General features: G+C 43.1%; 14 protein-coding genes. 9 read left to right on the forward strand and 5 right to left on the reverse strand.

All coding sequences use genetic code 11. The features are described 5' to 3' along the window. Nucleotides 1-33: 33 nt before the first annotated feature. The 4 genes from RBR61_RS00605 to pta all read right to left on the reverse strand — a co-directional run bounded on the left by RBR61_RS00605 (nucleotide 34) and on the right by pta (nucleotide 5,227). Nucleotides 34-1,263 (reverse strand): MFS transporter, encoded by a 1,230-nt coding sequence (locus RBR61_RS00605; protein WP_320341577.1) that lies wholly within the window; start codon nucleotides 1,261-1,263, stop codon nucleotides 34-36. Between the two features lie 111 nt (nucleotides 1,264-1,374). Continuing rightward, entirely contained in the window at nucleotides 1,375-1,932 is a 558-nt protein-coding gene (locus tag RBR61_RS00610) for a hypothetical protein (RefSeq protein WP_320341578.1), read from the reverse strand. Nucleotides 1,933-1,979: 47 nt separating this feature from the next. Beyond that, nucleotides 1,980-3,146 carry an acetate kinase gene (locus RBR61_RS00615; protein ID WP_320341579.1) on the reverse strand — a complete coding sequence of 389 codons (1,167 nt, stop codon included), beginning with the start codon at nucleotides 3,144-3,146 and terminating at the stop codon, nucleotides 1,980-1,982. Next, complete coding sequence (gene pta / locus RBR61_RS00620; protein ID WP_320341580.1) at nucleotides 3,143-5,227, reverse strand: phosphate acetyltransferase; 2,085 nt, start codon at nucleotides 5,225-5,227, stop codon at nucleotides 3,143-3,145. Before pta ends, RBR61_RS00615 begins: the two co-directional genes overlap by 4 nt. A 157-nt stretch (nucleotides 5,228-5,384) precedes the next feature. Here pta and RBR61_RS00625 point away from each other — a divergent pair, with 157 nt between their 5' ends. The 5 genes from RBR61_RS00625 to RBR61_RS00645 all read left to right on the forward strand — a co-directional run bounded on the left by RBR61_RS00625 (nucleotide 5,385) and on the right by RBR61_RS00645 (nucleotide 13,954). Beyond that, the gene (locus tag RBR61_RS00625) at nucleotides 5,385-5,699 is read left to right on the forward strand and encodes a hypothetical protein (protein ID WP_320341581.1); all 315 of its coding nucleotides are present in this window, start codon (nucleotides 5,385-5,387) and stop codon (nucleotides 5,697-5,699) included. 71 nt (nucleotides 5,700-5,770) lie between these two features. Beyond that, entirely contained in the window at nucleotides 5,771-6,967 is a 1,197-nt protein-coding gene (locus tag RBR61_RS00630) for a TolC family protein (protein ID WP_320341582.1), read from the forward strand. After that, nucleotides 6,964-8,031, forward strand: coding sequence for an efflux RND transporter periplasmic adaptor subunit (locus RBR61_RS00635; protein WP_320341583.1), 1,068 nt, complete (start codon nucleotides 6,964-6,966; stop codon nucleotides 8,029-8,031). Before RBR61_RS00630 ends, RBR61_RS00635 begins: the two co-directional genes overlap by 4 nt. Further along, the gene (locus tag RBR61_RS00640; protein ID WP_320341584.1) at nucleotides 8,031-11,105 is read left to right on the forward strand and encodes a CusA/CzcA family heavy metal efflux RND transporter; all 3,075 of its coding nucleotides are present in this window, start codon (nucleotides 8,031-8,033) and stop codon (nucleotides 11,103-11,105) included. Before RBR61_RS00635 ends, RBR61_RS00640 begins: the two co-directional genes overlap by 1 nt. Nucleotides 11,106-11,155: 50 nt before the next feature. Beyond that, nucleotides 11,156-13,954 carry an SUV3 C-terminal domain-containing protein gene (locus tag RBR61_RS00645; RefSeq protein WP_320341585.1) on the forward strand — a complete coding sequence of 933 codons (2,799 nt, stop codon included), beginning with the start codon at nucleotides 11,156-11,158 and terminating at the stop codon, nucleotides 13,952-13,954. Nucleotides 13,955-13,959: 5 nt separating this feature from the next. Here RBR61_RS00645 and RBR61_RS00650 read toward each other — a convergent pair whose 3' ends face one another. Continuing rightward, nucleotides 13,960-14,955 (reverse strand): hypothetical protein, encoded by a 996-nt coding sequence (locus RBR61_RS00650; RefSeq protein WP_320341586.1) that lies wholly within the window; start codon nucleotides 14,953-14,955, stop codon nucleotides 13,960-13,962. Nucleotides 14,956-15,067: 112 nt separating this feature from the next. Here RBR61_RS00650 and RBR61_RS00655 point away from each other — a divergent pair, with 112 nt between their 5' ends. The 4 genes from RBR61_RS00655 to RBR61_RS00670 all read left to right on the forward strand — a co-directional run bounded on the left by RBR61_RS00655 (nucleotide 15,068) and on the right by RBR61_RS00670 (nucleotide 17,462). Further along, nucleotides 15,068-15,430 carry a hypothetical protein gene (locus RBR61_RS00655; protein WP_320341587.1) on the forward strand — a complete coding sequence of 121 codons (363 nt, stop codon included), beginning with the start codon at nucleotides 15,068-15,070 and terminating at the stop codon, nucleotides 15,428-15,430. A 97-nt stretch (nucleotides 15,431-15,527) separates the two neighbouring features. Continuing rightward, nucleotides 15,528-16,307, forward strand: coding sequence for a PhzF family phenazine biosynthesis protein (locus tag RBR61_RS00660; RefSeq protein ID WP_320341588.1), 780 nt, complete (start codon nucleotides 15,528-15,530; stop codon nucleotides 16,305-16,307). Continuing rightward, entirely contained in the window at nucleotides 16,304-16,936 is a 633-nt protein-coding gene (locus RBR61_RS00665; RefSeq protein ID WP_320341589.1) for a fumarylacetoacetate hydrolase family protein, read from the forward strand. The genes RBR61_RS00660 and RBR61_RS00665 overlap by 4 nt, the downstream gene beginning before the upstream one ends. Next, nucleotides 16,929-17,462: a pyridoxamine 5'-phosphate oxidase family protein gene (locus RBR61_RS00670; RefSeq protein ID WP_320341590.1), complete on the forward strand. Its 534-nt coding sequence runs from the start codon at nucleotides 16,929-16,931 to the stop codon at nucleotides 17,460-17,462. Before RBR61_RS00665 ends, RBR61_RS00670 begins: the two co-directional genes overlap by 8 nt. The last annotated feature ends 2 nt before the right edge of the window (nucleotides 17,463-17,464 follow it).

Genomic DNA, 17,464 nt, shown 5'->3' on the forward strand with positions numbered 1-17,464 from the left:
ATTGCCTATATATTAACATAAATTGATGATTATTTAAATATTCTCTCCCCTTGGATCGAGCGTAGCAGACTCCGCACCTGAGATACTTGGTATATTGACAAAGGTGCTCATATTCTCATCAGGCACTCTCTCCCTTGAGAGCGCGTAGAAGCCCAGAAAAAGACTTAGAGTTAAAAAAGAGATAAATATAAAATCATCAAACAGATAAGTTCCCGCTCCTATGATAAGCGGCGCGGCAAAAGAGCCCAGTCCGTAAGCAAAAAGAAGAGTCCTGCTAATCTCTATGATATTTTTGTTCTCATCTACAACATCGTTAGCACGTGCCACCGCCAAAGGGTAGAGGCAGAATATGCCGACCCCAAGAAGCGCTCCTAAAACATAAAAGCTCTTTTCATCGTATGCCAAGAGCAGAAACCCGACGGATACGACGGAGATAAAAAAGCCGCTGAATGCTATCATCCTTCTTCTTCCAAGCCTATCTGAGAGTATTCCTATGGGCCACTGGGAGAGAAGAGCGCCTACTATCGTGATGGTCATAAAGATGGATACGGTCTGGATGGAGTCAAAGCTCTCTACAATGAAGACGGGTATCATGGTGAAAAATCCGCCGACAAAAAATCCGCCTATGAAACTGCTTGCAAGCGCCAGAGGGGCGATGTTGAATATCCTAGGGAGACTGTATCTCTCAAAAGGCACTAAAATAGGCTCTTTTATCTTTGTCATAGAGATAAATATAACCGAGAAGAGAACCAAAATGGAGCCGATGACAAAAAAGATAGTGCCGCTTTGATCGCCGATATTTAAGAGAAGCTGACCGATCGCCGTGGATAGATAGAAGATGATCGTGTAGATCGCCAGTATCTTTCCTCTGTGTTCAGGCTGACTCTTCTCATTAAGCCAGCTCTCCAAGATGATAAGCAGCCCGTAGTAGGCAAATCCGGAGAGAAGCCTTAAGATCGCCCAGAAGAGCTCGTTAAAGTAGAGGCTGTGTCCCAGAAAACCTATGATCATAATGGAGGCAAATGTAGCGAAGCTCCTTATATGCCCGACGTTTGATATTATCTTCTGGCTAAAGACAGAAGCGCCTATGGCGCCGAGAAAAAAGGATGCGTTGATGAGACCGATGGCAATATTGCTTGAACCCGTCTCTTTTAGATGAACACCGATAAAGGTCAAGATCATCCCATACCCGATGGCGAGGAACCCTATTGCAAAAAACAGGGATGATACCGGCAGCAGGGAGAATCTCTCTTTTGTGATCATCTTTTTTCTCCTTTTTTATTAAAGCTTTTTTTTCAAAATTAAAAACACGCTCACAAAGGCTTCGCTATGTTGCAGAATCGTTCGCTTAGTTTTAAATTTTGTACCGTTGTGCTAAAGTTGGCTAAATGCCTCTTTTAGCAAGATAGAGATCTTTTTTGTTGCATTTGTAAGAACGGTTTGTTTGTCGCTCTCCTGCTCTTGCGTTATGGTAAAACCTAGAATTTTTGATCTGTTGATGCTAAGTTCGCTCTTTGTCGTAGCGCTGAGATCTTTTGTTTTGTTGTACGCATGAAGTGTGAGTATAAGCTGGAGCAGTTCTCTCTCTTCGTCTTTGAAGATATTCTTCTCTGAGACCTCTTTTTCTCTAAATAGATTCGCTTTTGTATCAAGCAGATACTCACTCTCTACATCTAGTGACTCTTTATCTCTTTTATCCAGAGAGATTCTGAAACATCCGGTATCTTTAAGTGACTTGGCAAGTGCTTCTCTGATCTCGTCTTTGCTTAGATGAAATGACTCATCACCGTTTTTTATCTCTATATCGCTAAGATAAAGCGTTGCGACCTCAGCGCTGCACAGCCCTTCGTTTTGGATATTTAAAACCCTTTTTTTATCCACGCACCCCGATGTGAAAATAAGCACAAGCAGTGCTAGTAAAACCTGTTTCATGTTTCGTATACTCCATTTTTTATATGCGGCAGTATAACATAACAGAGTTATCTCAAAATTTTTACTGCCTCTCTTGCGATTTCTAGCTCCTCATCCGTTTTTATCACAAACACTTTTATCTTGCTTGAGTCGCTTGATATAAGCAGGCTGTTTTGGAGGTTTGCTTCCCTGTCTAAAACGACTCCGAAAATTTCAAGATCTTGCAAGATTTCTGCTCTAAGAGATGATGAGTTCTCACCTATTCCGGCTGTAAAGACCAGTGCATCTACTCTTCCTAAAAGGGCCATATACGAACCTATATACTTTACAACTCTTCTTTTTAACATCAAAAGAGCCAGATGTGATAGCTCGTCATCTCTTTTTTGGATCTCTCTTACATCTTTTTGCCCGCAAACTCCCAGAAGCCCGGAGCGTTTGTTAAGAAGTTCATCTACATCATCCACGCTAAGAGTGAGCTCTCTTTGAAGATACAGAACTACTGCAGGGTCGATATCTCCGCATCTGCTTCCCATCATAAGCCCCTCAAGAGGAGTAAACCCCATAGATGTGTCTATGCTTTTGCCGTTTTTTATGGCACAGATGCTTGAGCCGTTTCCAAGATGAAGCGTTATCATGTTGCACTCCGTGGCATCTTTTTTCATCGCTTTTGCCGCCTCTTGCATAACAAACGCATGAGATGTTCCGTGAAAACCATATTTTCTGATCTTGTGCTTTTCATATAGCTCATAAGGCAGAGCATAGAGGTACGCCTCTTTTGGCATTGTTTCGTGAAAGGCAGTGTCAAAAACAGCGACTTGCGCTACATTGGGAGCCTTCTTTTGGCTTATTCGTATTCCCTCGAGATTGACTCCGTTATGAAGCGGTGCCAAGGGTATGAGCTCTTCTATTATTTGCAAAACCGCATCGTTGATAATAACGGCTTTTTTAAAATGTTCTGCTCCATGTACGACCCTGTGCGCCATTGCATCGAGTGAAGCAAAGTTCGCAACGATATTATGTTCGTTTAGCATGCCGTTTATTCTCTTAAGTGCATCATAATGTGTTGCAATAATCTCTTCTTGCGTAAGTCTCCTCTCTTTTTGAGTAAAGGTTACAAGAGAGCTCTCTTCGCCGATTTTCTCAACTACTATGTGTGCCAACATCTCTTCGCTGGGCATTAGAAAAATTTTACACTTTATAGATGAGCTTCCGGAGTTTATGACGGCTATCTTCAACTTCCCTCTCCCGCTTGAATTGCCGTAATGAGAATGGTGTTTACAATATCTTTGACGCTGCACCCGCGGCTTAGATCATTTACGGGTTTTTTAAGTCCCTGCAGGATCGGTCCTATGGCTAGCGCATTTGTAGAGCGCTGAACCGCTTTGTAGGTGTTGTTGCCCGTGTTTAGATCAGGGAAGATAAAAACATTTGCGCCCCCGGCTACCTTTGAGTTTGGAAGCTTAAGAGACGCAACGCTTTTGTCAATAGCCGCATCATACTGAATAGGTCCCTCTATCTCGAGCTTGGGCTCCATTTGGCGTGCGATCAGTGTCGCTTGGCGCACTTTGTCAACATCTTCGCCGCTTCCGCTCTCGCCCGTTGCATAAGAGAGCATTGCCACTTTTGGCTCTATTGCGAAGATTTGGGCGGTTTTGGCGCAAGAGATTGCTATTTGCGCAAGTTCTTCCGCATTTGGGTCTTGGTTGAGCGCACAGTCTCCGTATACTAAGACCTTCGTCTTTAAACACATGAAAAAGAGGCTTGAGACTATGCTTACATCCGGTGTGGTCTTTATGATCTGAAGAGCAGGTCTTATGGTGTCCGCCGTTGAGTGCACGGCACCGCTTACCATACCGTCGGCATATCCCAGATGTACCATCATGGTTGCAAAATAGTTTTTGTGCGTCATTGCATCCTTTGCATTTTGGCGGCTTAAGCCCTTCTCTTTTCTCAGCTCATAAAAATGGTCGCTAAACTCTTGCATAAGCGGCGAATTGTTTGGATCTATCACAGCGGCTCTGCTAAGGTCAAGACCCAATCTTTGATAACTCTCTTTTATCTCCTCTTCATCTCCCAGCAGCACTATATCTGCCACATCTCTGCGAAGTATTATCTCCGCCGCTCTTAGTATCCTCTCATCCAGACTCTCCGGCAGGACTATCTTTTTTCTCTTTTTTTGAGCCATCTCAAAGAGTTTGTACTCAAACATCATCGGAGTCATCACTTCGCTCTGCTGTGTTTGAATCCTCTGCTCAATCGCTTTTATATCAACGGAGGAGTTGAACAGCCCAAGACAGAGAGCTATCTTCCTCTCGCTCTCTACTCTTAGTCTTGAGTGAATGTTCGATAATTTTTTCGCACTCTCGTAGCTGTCAAAGGGGACAGATAAAACAGGTATGTTGTAATCTTTAAGCCCAAAGAGAATCTTTTGAACATTTGGGTTAAGTTTAGTGCCCGAAACAAGCAGGATCGCGCTTATTTTTGCATACTCTTTAGAGTAAAAGGCACCCACAATCCCAAGAATTATCTCTGATCTATCAGCCTCAACGATAACAAGGTCATCATCCGTGATGGAGCTCAAAAAGCCATCGACACTGCCAGCTGCTATTTTAAACCCTCTTACGGCTCTGGTGTTGCAGGCATTGAAGCAGTGTGTGACCTTGGCGTCCAAAGTCTCTATGACATCTTCTACGGTCGGGACGTCAAGCTCTTTGACCTCCTTTAAGATATAGATATTTGTATCGATGCCGTGAAGTTTTTCTTTGAGCTTTGGATAATCTCTCTCATCCACTCTGTTTATGAATGTAGCAAAATGGGAAGATTCATGAGATAAGATATTGTCTCTCTCTATCAATACGTTTTCGTAAATATCCTGCAGAGATCTGTCTTTTGCGTTAATGATGTTTATGATCGGCGCGCCGAAGTTTTGTGCAAGCAGCATATTTAGATCATACTCTATCGTAGGCGTCAAAAATTCTCTTCTAATGCCCTCGCAAAGAACAAAATCATAACTCTCTTCGAGCTTTTTAAATTTTTTTATAAGCTCATCCATAAGCTCATCGCTCTGCTTTGAGGCGAGCATGCTCTCTACATGCTCCAGATCAAAACCGTAGGCATCTTCATACTCCATATCAAGCTCGTACTTTTTTAAAATAAAGTCGATATCTTTGTCGCGAATATCTTTGCTAAGAATAATCGGGCGAAAAAAAGCTACCTTGTGCAAGTTTCTCTTTAGCACCTCCATCATCCCTATGGAGATAAAAAGCGAGCCCGTATTTTTTTGACCTGCAGATATATAGAGCGATTTTATCTTCATGTATCTACCTAAAAATTGATATCTTAAATCTTATGATGTTTTTTGTTAAAAGCGGCTGTAGTTGCAAATATAAAAAAGCAAAACAGGGCTTATGGCAAATAGAGCGGCTTTATATTTGAGAGGAAGTTCATTTACTGTTTTTTACTAGAATTCTAGAATGAATTTCAAAAAAATATGGCTATTTTTACTTCTTGGCACAATAAGCTTCTCTGTGGTGCATGACTATGCCTTTGCTAAGCTTGAAGACGATCACTACTTTCTAAGCAGTTATGTTCATAATGCTCCAAATAGTGGACTGGATGATACAAACAGTGTGTTGTGCGAGATTCATACAGAGTACCACTCCGCATTTCTTTTTGTAGAAAAACTATCCTATACTCCGGTTATTCAAAAAAAAGATCCTCTTTTTAAATATGCCGAAACGTTTCTCTCTTTAGCCTACTTCAACTTCTTTAAACCCCCTATAGCATAACCCCTTTAAACACTCAAAATCTATAAAATTCAAATATAAAAGCATATTTTTATGCACAAAAAGGGTAATTTATGAAAATAGTATTCTCTCTTTTGATCGCTGCCTTCTCTCTAAATGCAGCGACGATCACACTAGATGCGATCCTGCAAAGAGTAAAAGATGAGCATCCGCTCTCAAAATCGATCAAATCGCTCAAAGAGGCGCACTCCTCACAAAACAGAGCCTCAGAACTAAACGAGCCGCTTGAGTTTTTAGCGGCAGGTGCGTACGCAAAGCCCGATACAGAGAAAGCCGGTTACGAGTATAGCGTTGGTTTGGAGCAAAATATAATGCATCCTGGCGCTAAAAAAGGTGCCGCGCGCTCTGTTAAATATCAAAATGAATCAGAGATACTGGAGCTGGAGAATGACCTCTTTGTTTTGCGCCAAGAGGTAAAGTTTCTCTACCACGTCAACTGTTTAAACCAAAAAAACACTCTGCAGTACATGGACTCTTTTTTGGCTTTTGAGAAGTTTTATGAGAAAAAAAAGAGAGCCTACGAACATGGCGAGATCTCCAAAAAAGATCTTTTAGCGCTTCAAATAGAGCTTGAGAGGATCAGAGCCGAGTATAAACTTTATGAGAATGAGGTGAATATCTCCCGTGACAATCTGGAGTCCAAAGCTCTTTTGCCATCTTTGAGAGAAGATGAGCTCTCCTGCAAAGACACTGTGCCGATCACAAAAGAGCTGCAGTTTGACTATGAAGGTGAGACGCTTTTAGAGCAGTCGATCGAGAAAAAGATCTTGACATATCAGAGTGATTATGAGAGGTATAACGTCTCTTTTGACTCTTTTACTCTTGGAGCTACTTATGAGAATGAGCTTGATACGGATAGATTTGTCTTCTCGCTATCTATGCCGCTCAATTTTACAAACTCATTTAACGAGGATAACCGTGCGGCGGCAATGCATAAAAAAAGTGCGCTTATGCATGAAAAAGAGGGAGTAAGGCTTCAAAAGAGCTCACATGCAGAGGCGCTTAAAAAAGAGCTGGTGCAAAATTATGAAAATATAACCGCATACCAGGCGATGGCACAGAAGTATGAAAATGAGCTGATGCCTCTTGTAAAGGGCGCTTATGAGCTCGGAGAGGGCTCGGTTATGGAGTATCTTTTAAGCCAAAGAGAGCTTACAGACCTCAAAAAAGAGCTTATTGAACATTATAAAAAATATTATGAAACACTATTTAAACTCTATAGCGTTTTACAAACAAAGGAAGAACTATGAAAAAAATGATTATGGTGCAGATGATATTTGCATTTTGGCTTAGTGCAGATGTTACGCTTACACCGCAAGAGGAAAAAAGCTGGCAGATTCAGAGTGCCAAAGCCAAAGAGGTTACCCATGTGCCACTTGATGTCTATATGATGCAGGTCACCACCCCGCCAAAACTTCTTCACACAACTTCCGTGCCGTATGAAGCGCAAGTGGTGCAGATGCACAAAACAGAGTTTGAGCGTGTAAAGAAGGGTGAACTTCTTGCAACTCTGAGCTCACAGTACTGGATAGAGGCGCAAAAAGAGGCAATTGATACCTGGATAGAGCTCTCATACAGCAAAAATGAGGCAGATCGCAAAGCACAACTCTGCAAAGAGGAGATAATCGCCCAAAAAGAGTGTCTTATCGCGGATGAGAATATGAAAAGAGACACAATAAAGCTTCAGGCTGCAAAAGCGCTTCTTAGGTCTTACGGAGCAACGGATGGGATGATGGAAAAACTTTTTCATGAGTTTGTTATCTTTCCAAATATAGAACTTCGCTCACCGGCTAACGGAGTGGTTTTACAAACAGATATTCAAGTAGGCAGGAATATCTCCCCATCAAGTGCTCTTTTCGTTATAAAAGCCGATGGAGAGAATTGGGTAGAATCAGACATTCCACAAGATGTTGCAAAAACTCTGCAGCCTTTGCAAGAGGTTACTTTAAAGGTTGATAAAGAGGAAATAATATCCAAGATTGCCCTTATATCTCCAACTCTTCACCCTCTTAATCAGACTAGGTATGTTCGTTTTGTTCTTCCAAAAGATGCAAATCTTCTAGCCGGGCTCAGAACAAAGGTCGAACTAAGTGTCGCAAAACGCGCTTTTATGATTGATAAAAAAGCCCTTATTAGAGAGAATGAAGAGAATATGGTGTTTGTAAAAAAAGCTCAGACATACAGTTTGCTTAAAGTAAATGTGCTCTTTGAGAATCGTGAAGTCTGTTATCTGGAGTATCAAGAGGCTCTTAAAGAGCCCATTGCTGTGAGTGCAACAAGCATACTACAAAATAGACTCCAAGAGGACGAATAATGCGCCAGCTTATCTCTTTTGCGCTCTCACAGAGACTTTTTACATCTCTGTTGGCTCTTATAATCCTGGGTTTTGGTATCAAGTCATATAACAATCTTGCGGTAGACGCTTTTCCAGACATTTCGCCTACGCAGGTCAAGATAATTATGAAATCAAGCGGTATGACGCCCGATGAGGTTGAATCACGTATTGTTATTCCGGTTGAGATGGGGATGCTTGGAATTCCCAAACAGACAATAATTCGCTCAACTTCAAAATATGGCATTTGTGATATTGCTATCGACTTCGAAGAGGGAACTGACATATACTGGGCGCGTCAGCAGGTAAGCGAGCGTCTTGGCGCCATCATGGATGAGCTGCCTGCAAATCTTGAAGGAGGACTAGCCCCGATCAGCACGCCGCTGAGCGATATCTTAATGTTTACAATCGAGTCTCCAACGCTTGATCTTATACAAAAACGTTCATTGCTTGATTGGGTAATCGCACCGCAAATACGCTCTGTTAACGGTGTCGCTGAGGTCAACTCTCTTGGAGGCAAGGTAAAGACATATGAAGTAACTCCGAAGCTTGATATGATGCGAACCTATCAGATCACGCTTGAGCAGCTTCTTGAAACTTTAGAGAAAAACAACTTAAATGATGGTGCAGGACGTGTGACCCAAGGGGTAAATAGTATTCTTGTGCGTAGCGTCGGGAGGATCAATGATATTTATGACATCGAAAATTTAAGCGTTACGACAATCGCAAACAAGCCCATCTATATAAAAGATATAGCAGATGTGCATATCGGTCACCTCACGCGTGCAGGTTTTTCAACAAAAAATGGAAATGGCGAGGCGGTACAGGGAATAGTTCTAGGGCTTAAGGGGGCAAATACACAAAAAGTTGTCAAAGAGGTAAAAGAGAGACTCTCAAAGATGGAGTCAATGCTTCCTGCTGATACGAAAATAGATATTTTTTATGACCGCTCAAGCCTTGTCGATCTCGCAACCGATACCGTAAAAAATTCACTCTTGGAAGCAACCGTTCTTATTATCGTTATTCTTCTGCTTCTGCTTGGAAACTTCGCTTCAGCTTTTAGTGTCGCACTTATTTTGCCATTCGCGCTGCTTATGAGCTTTATTGCGATGGATTATTTTGGGCTTAGTGCCAATCTTATGAGTCTGGGCGGTCTTGCCATCGCCATAGGTATACTTGTCGATTCAGCAGTTGTTATGGTCGAGCATATTACGGCAGAGCTTGGGAATGAGAAGCGCAAAAATGAGAAAAAAACGCATATTATCTACCATGCCGCTGTTGAGATGGCGCCATCTATCGTAACGGGCGTGCTTATCATCATCATTGTGTTTATGCCGCTTTTAACGCTTGAAGGATTGGAAGGAAAACTCTTTAAGCCCGTTGCGCTCAGTATCGTTTTTGCGCTCTTTAGCTCTTTGGTCCTTGCTCTTACTCTTATACCGGTGCTAAGTTCGTTTATACTAAAGATTCGTCCAGATAAAGAGTCTTGGCTGATTCAAATTTTGCTAAAGTTTTTTAAACCGACTCTTGATTTTGCTATCAAACATGCTACCGCCGTCTTTGTCACAGTCTTTTTGCTTTTTGGCTTCTCCCTTTACCTCGCTTCAAAAACAGGCAAGGCCTTTATGCCGACGATGGATGAGGGAACGCTTGTAGTAATGATAGAGTCCTTGCCGTCCATCAGCCTTGAGGAGAGCGTAGAGCTTAACAAAAAGATTCAAAAGAAATTAATGGCGGATGTTCCCGAAATTGCCTCTATTATCGCTAGAACCGGTACGGATGAGATCGGACTTGACCCTATGAGCCTAAACGACACGGATACTTTTTTTATTCTCAAGCCCCAAGAGGAGTGGCGTGTGCCATCAAGAGAGTGGGTGAAAAATGAGATAAGAAAATCTCTTGATGAGATGCGGGGGGTCGAGTATGTTTTTACGCAGCCAATAGAGATGCGTATCTCTGAGATGCTAACGGGAGTTCGAGGTGATTTGGCAATTGACATTTTCGGAGAGAGTCATAACGAGCTTGAGAGGATTGCGCAAGAGATCAAAACTATTTTGCAGAGTACTAATGGAAGCAGAGATGTTTATAAAAAGAGCAATGAAGGGGTAGAGTATCTTGAACTTAGTTTCAACAAAGAAGCGCTTGGATACTACGGACTAAGCGAGCAGGAACTTGCCCTATTTATGAAAACGATGGTCAATGGAACTCAGGTCGGCATTATCCAAGAGGAGATGAGGCGGATCGATCTTATGGTAAAGGGTGATTCATCTATGCAAAACTCTCTGAGCGCATTAGAGTCGCTCTACTACACTCTGGACGATGGCAGAAGCGTGCCGTTAAAGAGCCTTGTAACATTTACAAAAACAACGGGTTCTGTGCAGATAGAGCATGAGAACGGCTACCGTAAAACCGTTGTTCAGAGTAATGTGGAGAATCGTGACCTTGTAGGTTTTGTTGAGGATGTCAAGAGACAAATAGAGCAGAGCGTAAAACTGCCTGAGGGGTACTATGTAACCTATGGCGGCGAGTTTGAAAACCAGCAAAGAGCGGCTGCAAAACTGATGATAATCGTGCCGATAGCGCTTTTTCTGATCTTTATTTTGCTGTTCGTCTCGTTTAACTCAATAACGCAGGCGCTGCTTGTCCTTATCAATGTGCCGCTCGCACTCATCGGCGGATTTGCGGGGCTCTACCTAAGCGGCGAATATCTTTCTGTTCCTGCATCTGTAGGGTTTATTGCACTTCTTGGCATAGCGGTTCTAAACGGGGTGGTTCTTGTAAATACATTCAACCATCTTGTGGAGAATGGACATAGAGTTATAGATGCCGTACGCCAAGGAACTATAAAGCGTTTCCGTCCTGTTCTTATGACCGCAACCATCGCGGCATTTGGTCTGGTACCGCTGCTTTTTGCGACCGGTCCCGGTTCAGAGATACAAAAACCGCTGGCAATAGTCGTGATAAACGGCTTGATAAGCTCGACACTGTTGACGCTTATCGTGCTGCCGCTGCTCTATTTGAAATTTACCAAAGAGTCTGATTTGAAAGAGGCGTAGAAGAAAAATTATTATGCACTATTGTTAAAGCCTTTTGGCTACAATTTTGTATGGCAAAGAAAAATAAGAAAAATTCAAAAATAAACCAAAAAATAAGAAAATATTTTGACGACGACCCGTTTGATGTAGGGGTCGCAAGAGTAAGCGCGCATACGCTAAGCGAGATGTTCACCACTCTTGGCATCTATGATATAGATCAGAGCAAGGATATGCTCGTAAAGATGGCGAGGATGTTGTGGAGCGAGGGAGACGGGCATTTTCGCTCCGACATCTTAAACTTTTTTGCAAGTGAGGGCAGAGTATATAAATCCACTACTCCAAAAGAGCCAAACTTAGACAGAGACGAGAAGATAGATGCGCTAATAGGCGAACTTGATGTGACACACGAAGAGTCGGCACTGCTGCATGAAGCGTTCTCTGATGTCAGAAGCAAGAAGATAACCATTGAGAAGATGGAGTCAAAACTCCGCCACATCAGGTACAACCTCAAAAAAGAGAGAATAGAGAAAAAGGTTGACGCTTTTTTTGATATTGACGACTCTTTGGAGTTTAACGCTTCGCTTCACTATGTTTTGTATGGGCAGAGCTTTCACAAGATACTCACACTTAACACAAAGGTCTACGAGTATGAGTATCTTCAGGAGTGTGATGAAGCGCAGCTTATAGAGGAGATACTCGAAGAAAAAGAGAGAGTGACTCTCAAAAAACAGAAGGAGATAGAGACTTTTATAAAAAAGCTCAAAGATCCGCATCCATACCTAAGCCAAAAAGAGATAGTCGGAGCACTCCGCGCGACCCCGCCAAAGACAAAGGTCTCATATCCGCTTTTAAAAGAGAGCGTTTTGCTTGGCATTATCTCAAAAGAGCTTGGAGATGTGGAGATAGAGCTTCATGACGAAGAGATTTTGGTAAGAGTAAAAGAGAGTCTGCAGCTGCCATACAGCAAAAAGAGCCAAGAGTACACTTTGGAGCTGCATATAGAGCTTAACTCTCTTTTGGAGGATATCTGGGGGGCGAACGAGCTTGATTTCAGTGACGTTGTAAATGAGTCAAAAAGAGAGCATGAGGAGCAGTTTCTAGGTGATCTGGCGGCTCTTGCAGAGGAGTGTGATTCATACGCCGCTCTGCTTCATCTGACTCCTGAAGCGCTTTATGCAAAAATCTACGATGTGCTTTTGGAGATGCTGCCTGCCTCCCTTAATATCTCGTCCAAAGTTGCCAGAAAGAGCGTAAGAAGATTTGTCCACAACATACACGACGCGATACTTAAAAAACAGAGATACGAACTCTTGGCGCGCACAATAAGAGAGTTTAAAAACCTTTTTCCGCTAGCACGCGACATGAGAAGAAAACTAACTCTTCACATAGGACCTACAAACAGTGGAAAGACCTATCAGGCGATGAAAAAGCTCAAAAATGCCGACACTGGCTACTACCTCGCCCCGCTTAGACTTCTCGCACTCGAGGGGTATGAGGAGTTAAGGGAGAGCGGAGTTGAAGCCTCTTTGATAACCGGCGAGGAGCAGATTCTCAGCGAAGATGCGACTCATATCAGCTCGACCATAGAGATGGTGAATTTTGATGTGGATGTAGATGTCTGTGTGATCGATGAGGTGCAGATGATAGATGACCGTGACCGCGGATGGGCTTGGGCAAATGCAATCATAGGCGCACCCGCAAAAGAGATCATTATGACCGGCTCTCCAAACGTAAAAAATGCGGTCATCGCGCTTGCAGAGTATCTGGGCGAAGAGCTTGAAATTGTGGAGTTTGAGAGAAAAAATCCGCTCACGTTATTGAATGAGCCTACTCATGAAAAGGATGTAGAGCCGAGCACAGCGATCATCGCTTTTAGCAGAAAAGATGTGCTAAAACTAAAACAGATATTTTCAAAATATTTCAGTGTCAGCGTCGTTTACGGGAACCTCTCTCCCGAGGTGAGGCGCGAAGAGGCAAGAAGATTCCGTGCAGGCGAGACGCAGATACTGGTTGCTACCGATGCCATTGCCATGGGTTTGAATATGCCTATAAAAACCATTCTTTTCTCAAAAGCGGAGAAGTTTGACGGGGTGAACGACAGGAGCCTGCTACCAAGCGAGATCCATCAGATATCGGGTCGTGCGGGAAGGTTCGGTCTGCATGAGAACGGCTATGTCGGAGCGCTTAGCGGCGATGTTTTAAATGTGATAAAGAAGAATTTTCATAAAGAGGCAAAATCGATAACCATCCCTTTTAAAGTGATGGCAAATCTTGACCATATAAAGCTTGTGGGGAGTATTTTAGAAGAGAAGTCGCTTCATGAGATACTGAAGTTTTTTGCAAAAAATATGGAGTTTGACGGTCCTTTTATCGCTACAAATCTGGATGATATGCTTGAGGTCTCTCTTTTGGTGGACAGTTATGATCTTGACATTGCTACAAAGTACCATCTGGCATGCGCACCGCTAACTCTCAAATCGCCCTATATCGTCTCAGCGTATGAGAGTTACCTGGGAGCGCTTGAGAAGAAGATGCCAATTCCATACATCGCTCCGCCACTCAGCGGAAGTTATGCTCAGACGACTGATGAGCTTCTGCGTGCCGAGGATATGGTAAAGGAGATATCTCTTTATCTCTGGCTGAGCTATAGGTTTAGCGACTACTTTATCGACGCAAACAGGGCAAGAGCCGCTAGAGGAGTCCTAAACAAGTTTATAGAAAACTCGCTTCAGCAGAGCCAGCTTGCCACAAAGTGCAGAATGTGCAACGCGCCGCTTCCGCCAAACTCCCCTTACGGGATCTGTCAGTCATGCTTTAAGAAAAACTATGCGGGACGCGGGATAAGCAATAGAGGATATAGAAAGAGATAGCGCGCTTATGCCTTTAGCAGCTCTTTGAGCGGCGAAGGCTTTTTCTCCTGCATATTGTTGAGCATGGTCATCATAAAGGTGTCAAGTTTTACAGAATTTACATCTTTGGCATTTTTCAGCTCATCTTGCATCTTCTCTCTCATCTCTTCGATAAGGTTCTTTTTGAACTCATCTACAAGTTTTGCGATTTTTTCCATAGCTTCTGGAGAGTCGCCCATCTCTTCTATAAGCTTCTGTTTATACTCCTCTACCATCTTGTCTATCTTTTCTTGATTCAGATCAGCCAAGAATTTAGCGGCTCCTTTTGTACGCAGGGCATTTAAAAATTTCTCTACCGCACTGTTCTCTTCGCTTTGAGTATCTTGAGTTTTGTCTCCCCTATAAGCGATATTAAAAGCGTCCCAAAATGCCGTTATGCTCTCTTTTGTCTCAGGTGATGTGTACCCTCCGTTTTGAGGATTTAGCATATTATCTACTCTGCTCTTCAAGTAGCTGTAGTCCATATTAGTCGGAGTATAGGGCTTGTTGTTTATAAGCGCATCCAAGCGAGCAGGGTCAAATGTAAGTGTCATCGCCATAAGTTTATCTTTGTCACTAAGAGAGTTCATAGCGGAAATATACGCCTCTTGAACATCGGCGGGCATGTTTATGGGAACTGGCAATATATGCTTACCGATTCCAACCTCCGCAGTTCCGTTGCCGTCAAAATCATACTGCTCGTTGTCATGCATGAGCAGATTGTAGGCACCCTCGGCAGAGAGCGAGTTTACATTGATAGAGTCTGCAAGACCTGAGTATTTTTGAAGTGTTCTCAGCTCGCTTTGAGAGAGTGACTCCAAAAAGTTTTTGGCATTTGAGAGTTTGACATCCTGTTCCTGCGCCTTTGCGTAGATAAGCTCAAAACTCTCGGCAAAAGGAGCTTGATAATCCCTGCGCCCTTGCGTTGTTTGGTAATTTTGCATTATATTTAAGTAGCTTTGATAAGCAGTAGAAGTCTCCATAACCACTCCTTTATGGTTTTAATGATATAAAACAAGCAAAAACGGTTCCGATAAAATATGATAATATAAACTGATTTGTGTTACTATTTTTTAGCATAAATGGAGAAGATAGATGAAATCAACATGTAGCTATTTTAACCCGCTGACAAGTGACAATCTCGATATTTGGAACGAACTGGAAGGCTCAGATGGAAATATTTTCTATCTTACCCTTGCCGAGGATGAAGTCACCGGAGATTATACAAGACTCACACTCTTTAAAGACGGCTATGACTCCCAAAAGTTCGGTGCAAAGAGTCACGACTACCCCGAAGAGATATTTGTTGTAAAAGGGCGGCTTTACGATAAGGCATTCGGTATATGGCTGGAAGAGGGGCATTGCGCCAGCCGAGCGCCGTTTGAGCTGCACGGTCCGTTTGTTGCCGATGGGGATGTCGTGATATTTGAGGTCTCCAATGTTAGTCAAAGGGTTTAGGGAGGAAAGGAACGAACTTTAGGCAGTAAAGATAGTTAAAAGGCATAAGTATTACAAGTTTTAGATATTGCCTTTTAATAACACCCTAGGAGAAAAAATGAATCTAAAAATCTACCAAATCGACGCATTTGCTAAAACCGTTTTCGAGGGGAATCCTGCTGCGGTCGTCCCTCTTGATGCGTGGCTTGATGATATGCTGATGCAAAAGATCGCGATGGAAAACAACTTGAGCGAGACGGCGTATTTTGTTAAAGAGGGGGCTCATTATCGTATCCGCTGGTTTACTCCTTTGGCGGAGGTCGATATGTGCGGACATGCAACGCTCTCAAGTGCATTTGTGCTTTTTGAAGAGCTTGGATTTAGCAGTGATGAGGTGGTGTTTGAATCAAAAAGCGGTTTGCTTCGGGTGCGAAAAGAGGGCGCGCGTTATGTGATGGATTTTCCTGCTCAAGAGCTTATGGCATGTGACGTGCCGCAAAGTTTGCAAGAAGCCTTCACGCAAAAAATCGTGGCATGTTATAAGGCGATGGATTATCTGGTCGTGTTTGAAAATGAGAAAGATATCTTACATGCCGTGCCAAATATGCAAAAACTTCGAGAGCTTGACGCGCGTGGTGTTATTATCACGGCAAAAAGCGCTAAGTACGATTTTGTCTGCCGTTTTTTCGCTCCTAAACTTGGCATAGACGAAGACCCCGTGACAGGTGCTGCATTTACACAGCTTGTGCCCTACTGGAGTGAAGTTTTAGGCAAAAAAAGCTTTCATGCTAAACAAGTTTCCGCGCGGGGCGGTGAAGTGTGGTGTGCCTCTTTTGGTGAGCGTGTACAAATAGCAGGCTATGGGGTGAAATATCTTGAGGGAGTGATACAACTATGAAGACCGTCCAGTTTGAAAACCGCACCGTTGTACCGAGTAAAATCGTCTGTATAGGGCGTAATTACGTCGAACACATACACGAACTCGGCAATGAGATACCTCAAAGTATGGTGGTGTTTAACAAGCCAAACAGTGCATTGAGCGATACGCTTTTGTATTTTACTCAAGAGACCCGTTTTGAGGGGGAGATATGTTTTCTCATTGAAAAAGGGACGATTGCGGGTGTAGGATTTGGGCTGGATCTCACTAAAGCCGATATCCAAAACAGCCTCAAAGCCAAAGGCTTGCCGTGGGAGCGTGCCAAAGCGTTCGACGCCTCGGCAGTGCTGGGTCATTTTGTCGCTTTTGAGGGCGATATTACGAAGTTGCGTTTTGAGCTTTTTATCAACGGCACACTAAGGCAGTTTGCCGATTATGATCTGATGATCTACAAACCCGACGTGATGCTTCGCGAGATCGCTTCGTTTATGAGTTTTGAGGACGGCGATATAATTATGAGCGGCACGCCAAAAGGGGTGGCAGGCTATAAAATAGGCGATCTTTTTGAGGGAAAAATCTATTGTAACGAAGAACTTTTGGTCGTGTCAAAGTGGGAGGTTAAAGAAAATAAAGGAGTATGTAATGGGTAAACGATACGACAAGCTCAGCCAAGAGGATAGAGCGTTTATAGATGCTCAGCATCTATTTTTCATAGCAAGTGCATGCAATGGTGGAGAAGTGAATCTGAGTCCTAGGGGCTACAACTGCTTTAGGGTTACGGGCGATAACGAAGCTGTTTTTATGGACTATGCGGGTAGCGGTAACCGTACCGCGCGCGATATTGAGGCGGGCGGCGAGGTGACACTGCTATTTGTGTCGTTTGAAAAGCAGCCTCTTAACCTGCGTCTTTTTTGTAAAGGCGAGCTTATAGACAAACATGACGATTACGCACGCTCGCTTTTTGAAGGTAGCGATTTTTCAGGTATGCGCCGTTTTGTGAAGCTTCATATCTACTGTGTAGAGCATAGCTGTGGTATGAGCGTGCCTTACTATGAGTTTAAGGGCGAGCGAAACGACTTGCGTGAATGGTGCCAAGACTCAGATGAAGAGGGGCGCTTAGAGGGTTATATGCAAAAAAATCATATACCGCCTGATCTGAGGAAATACAAAAAATAGTG

The organism is Sulfurimonas sp. (genome assembly GCF_034005705.1).
Classification (GTDB): domain Bacteria; phylum Campylobacterota; class Campylobacteria; order Campylobacterales; family Sulfurimonadaceae; genus Sulfurimonas.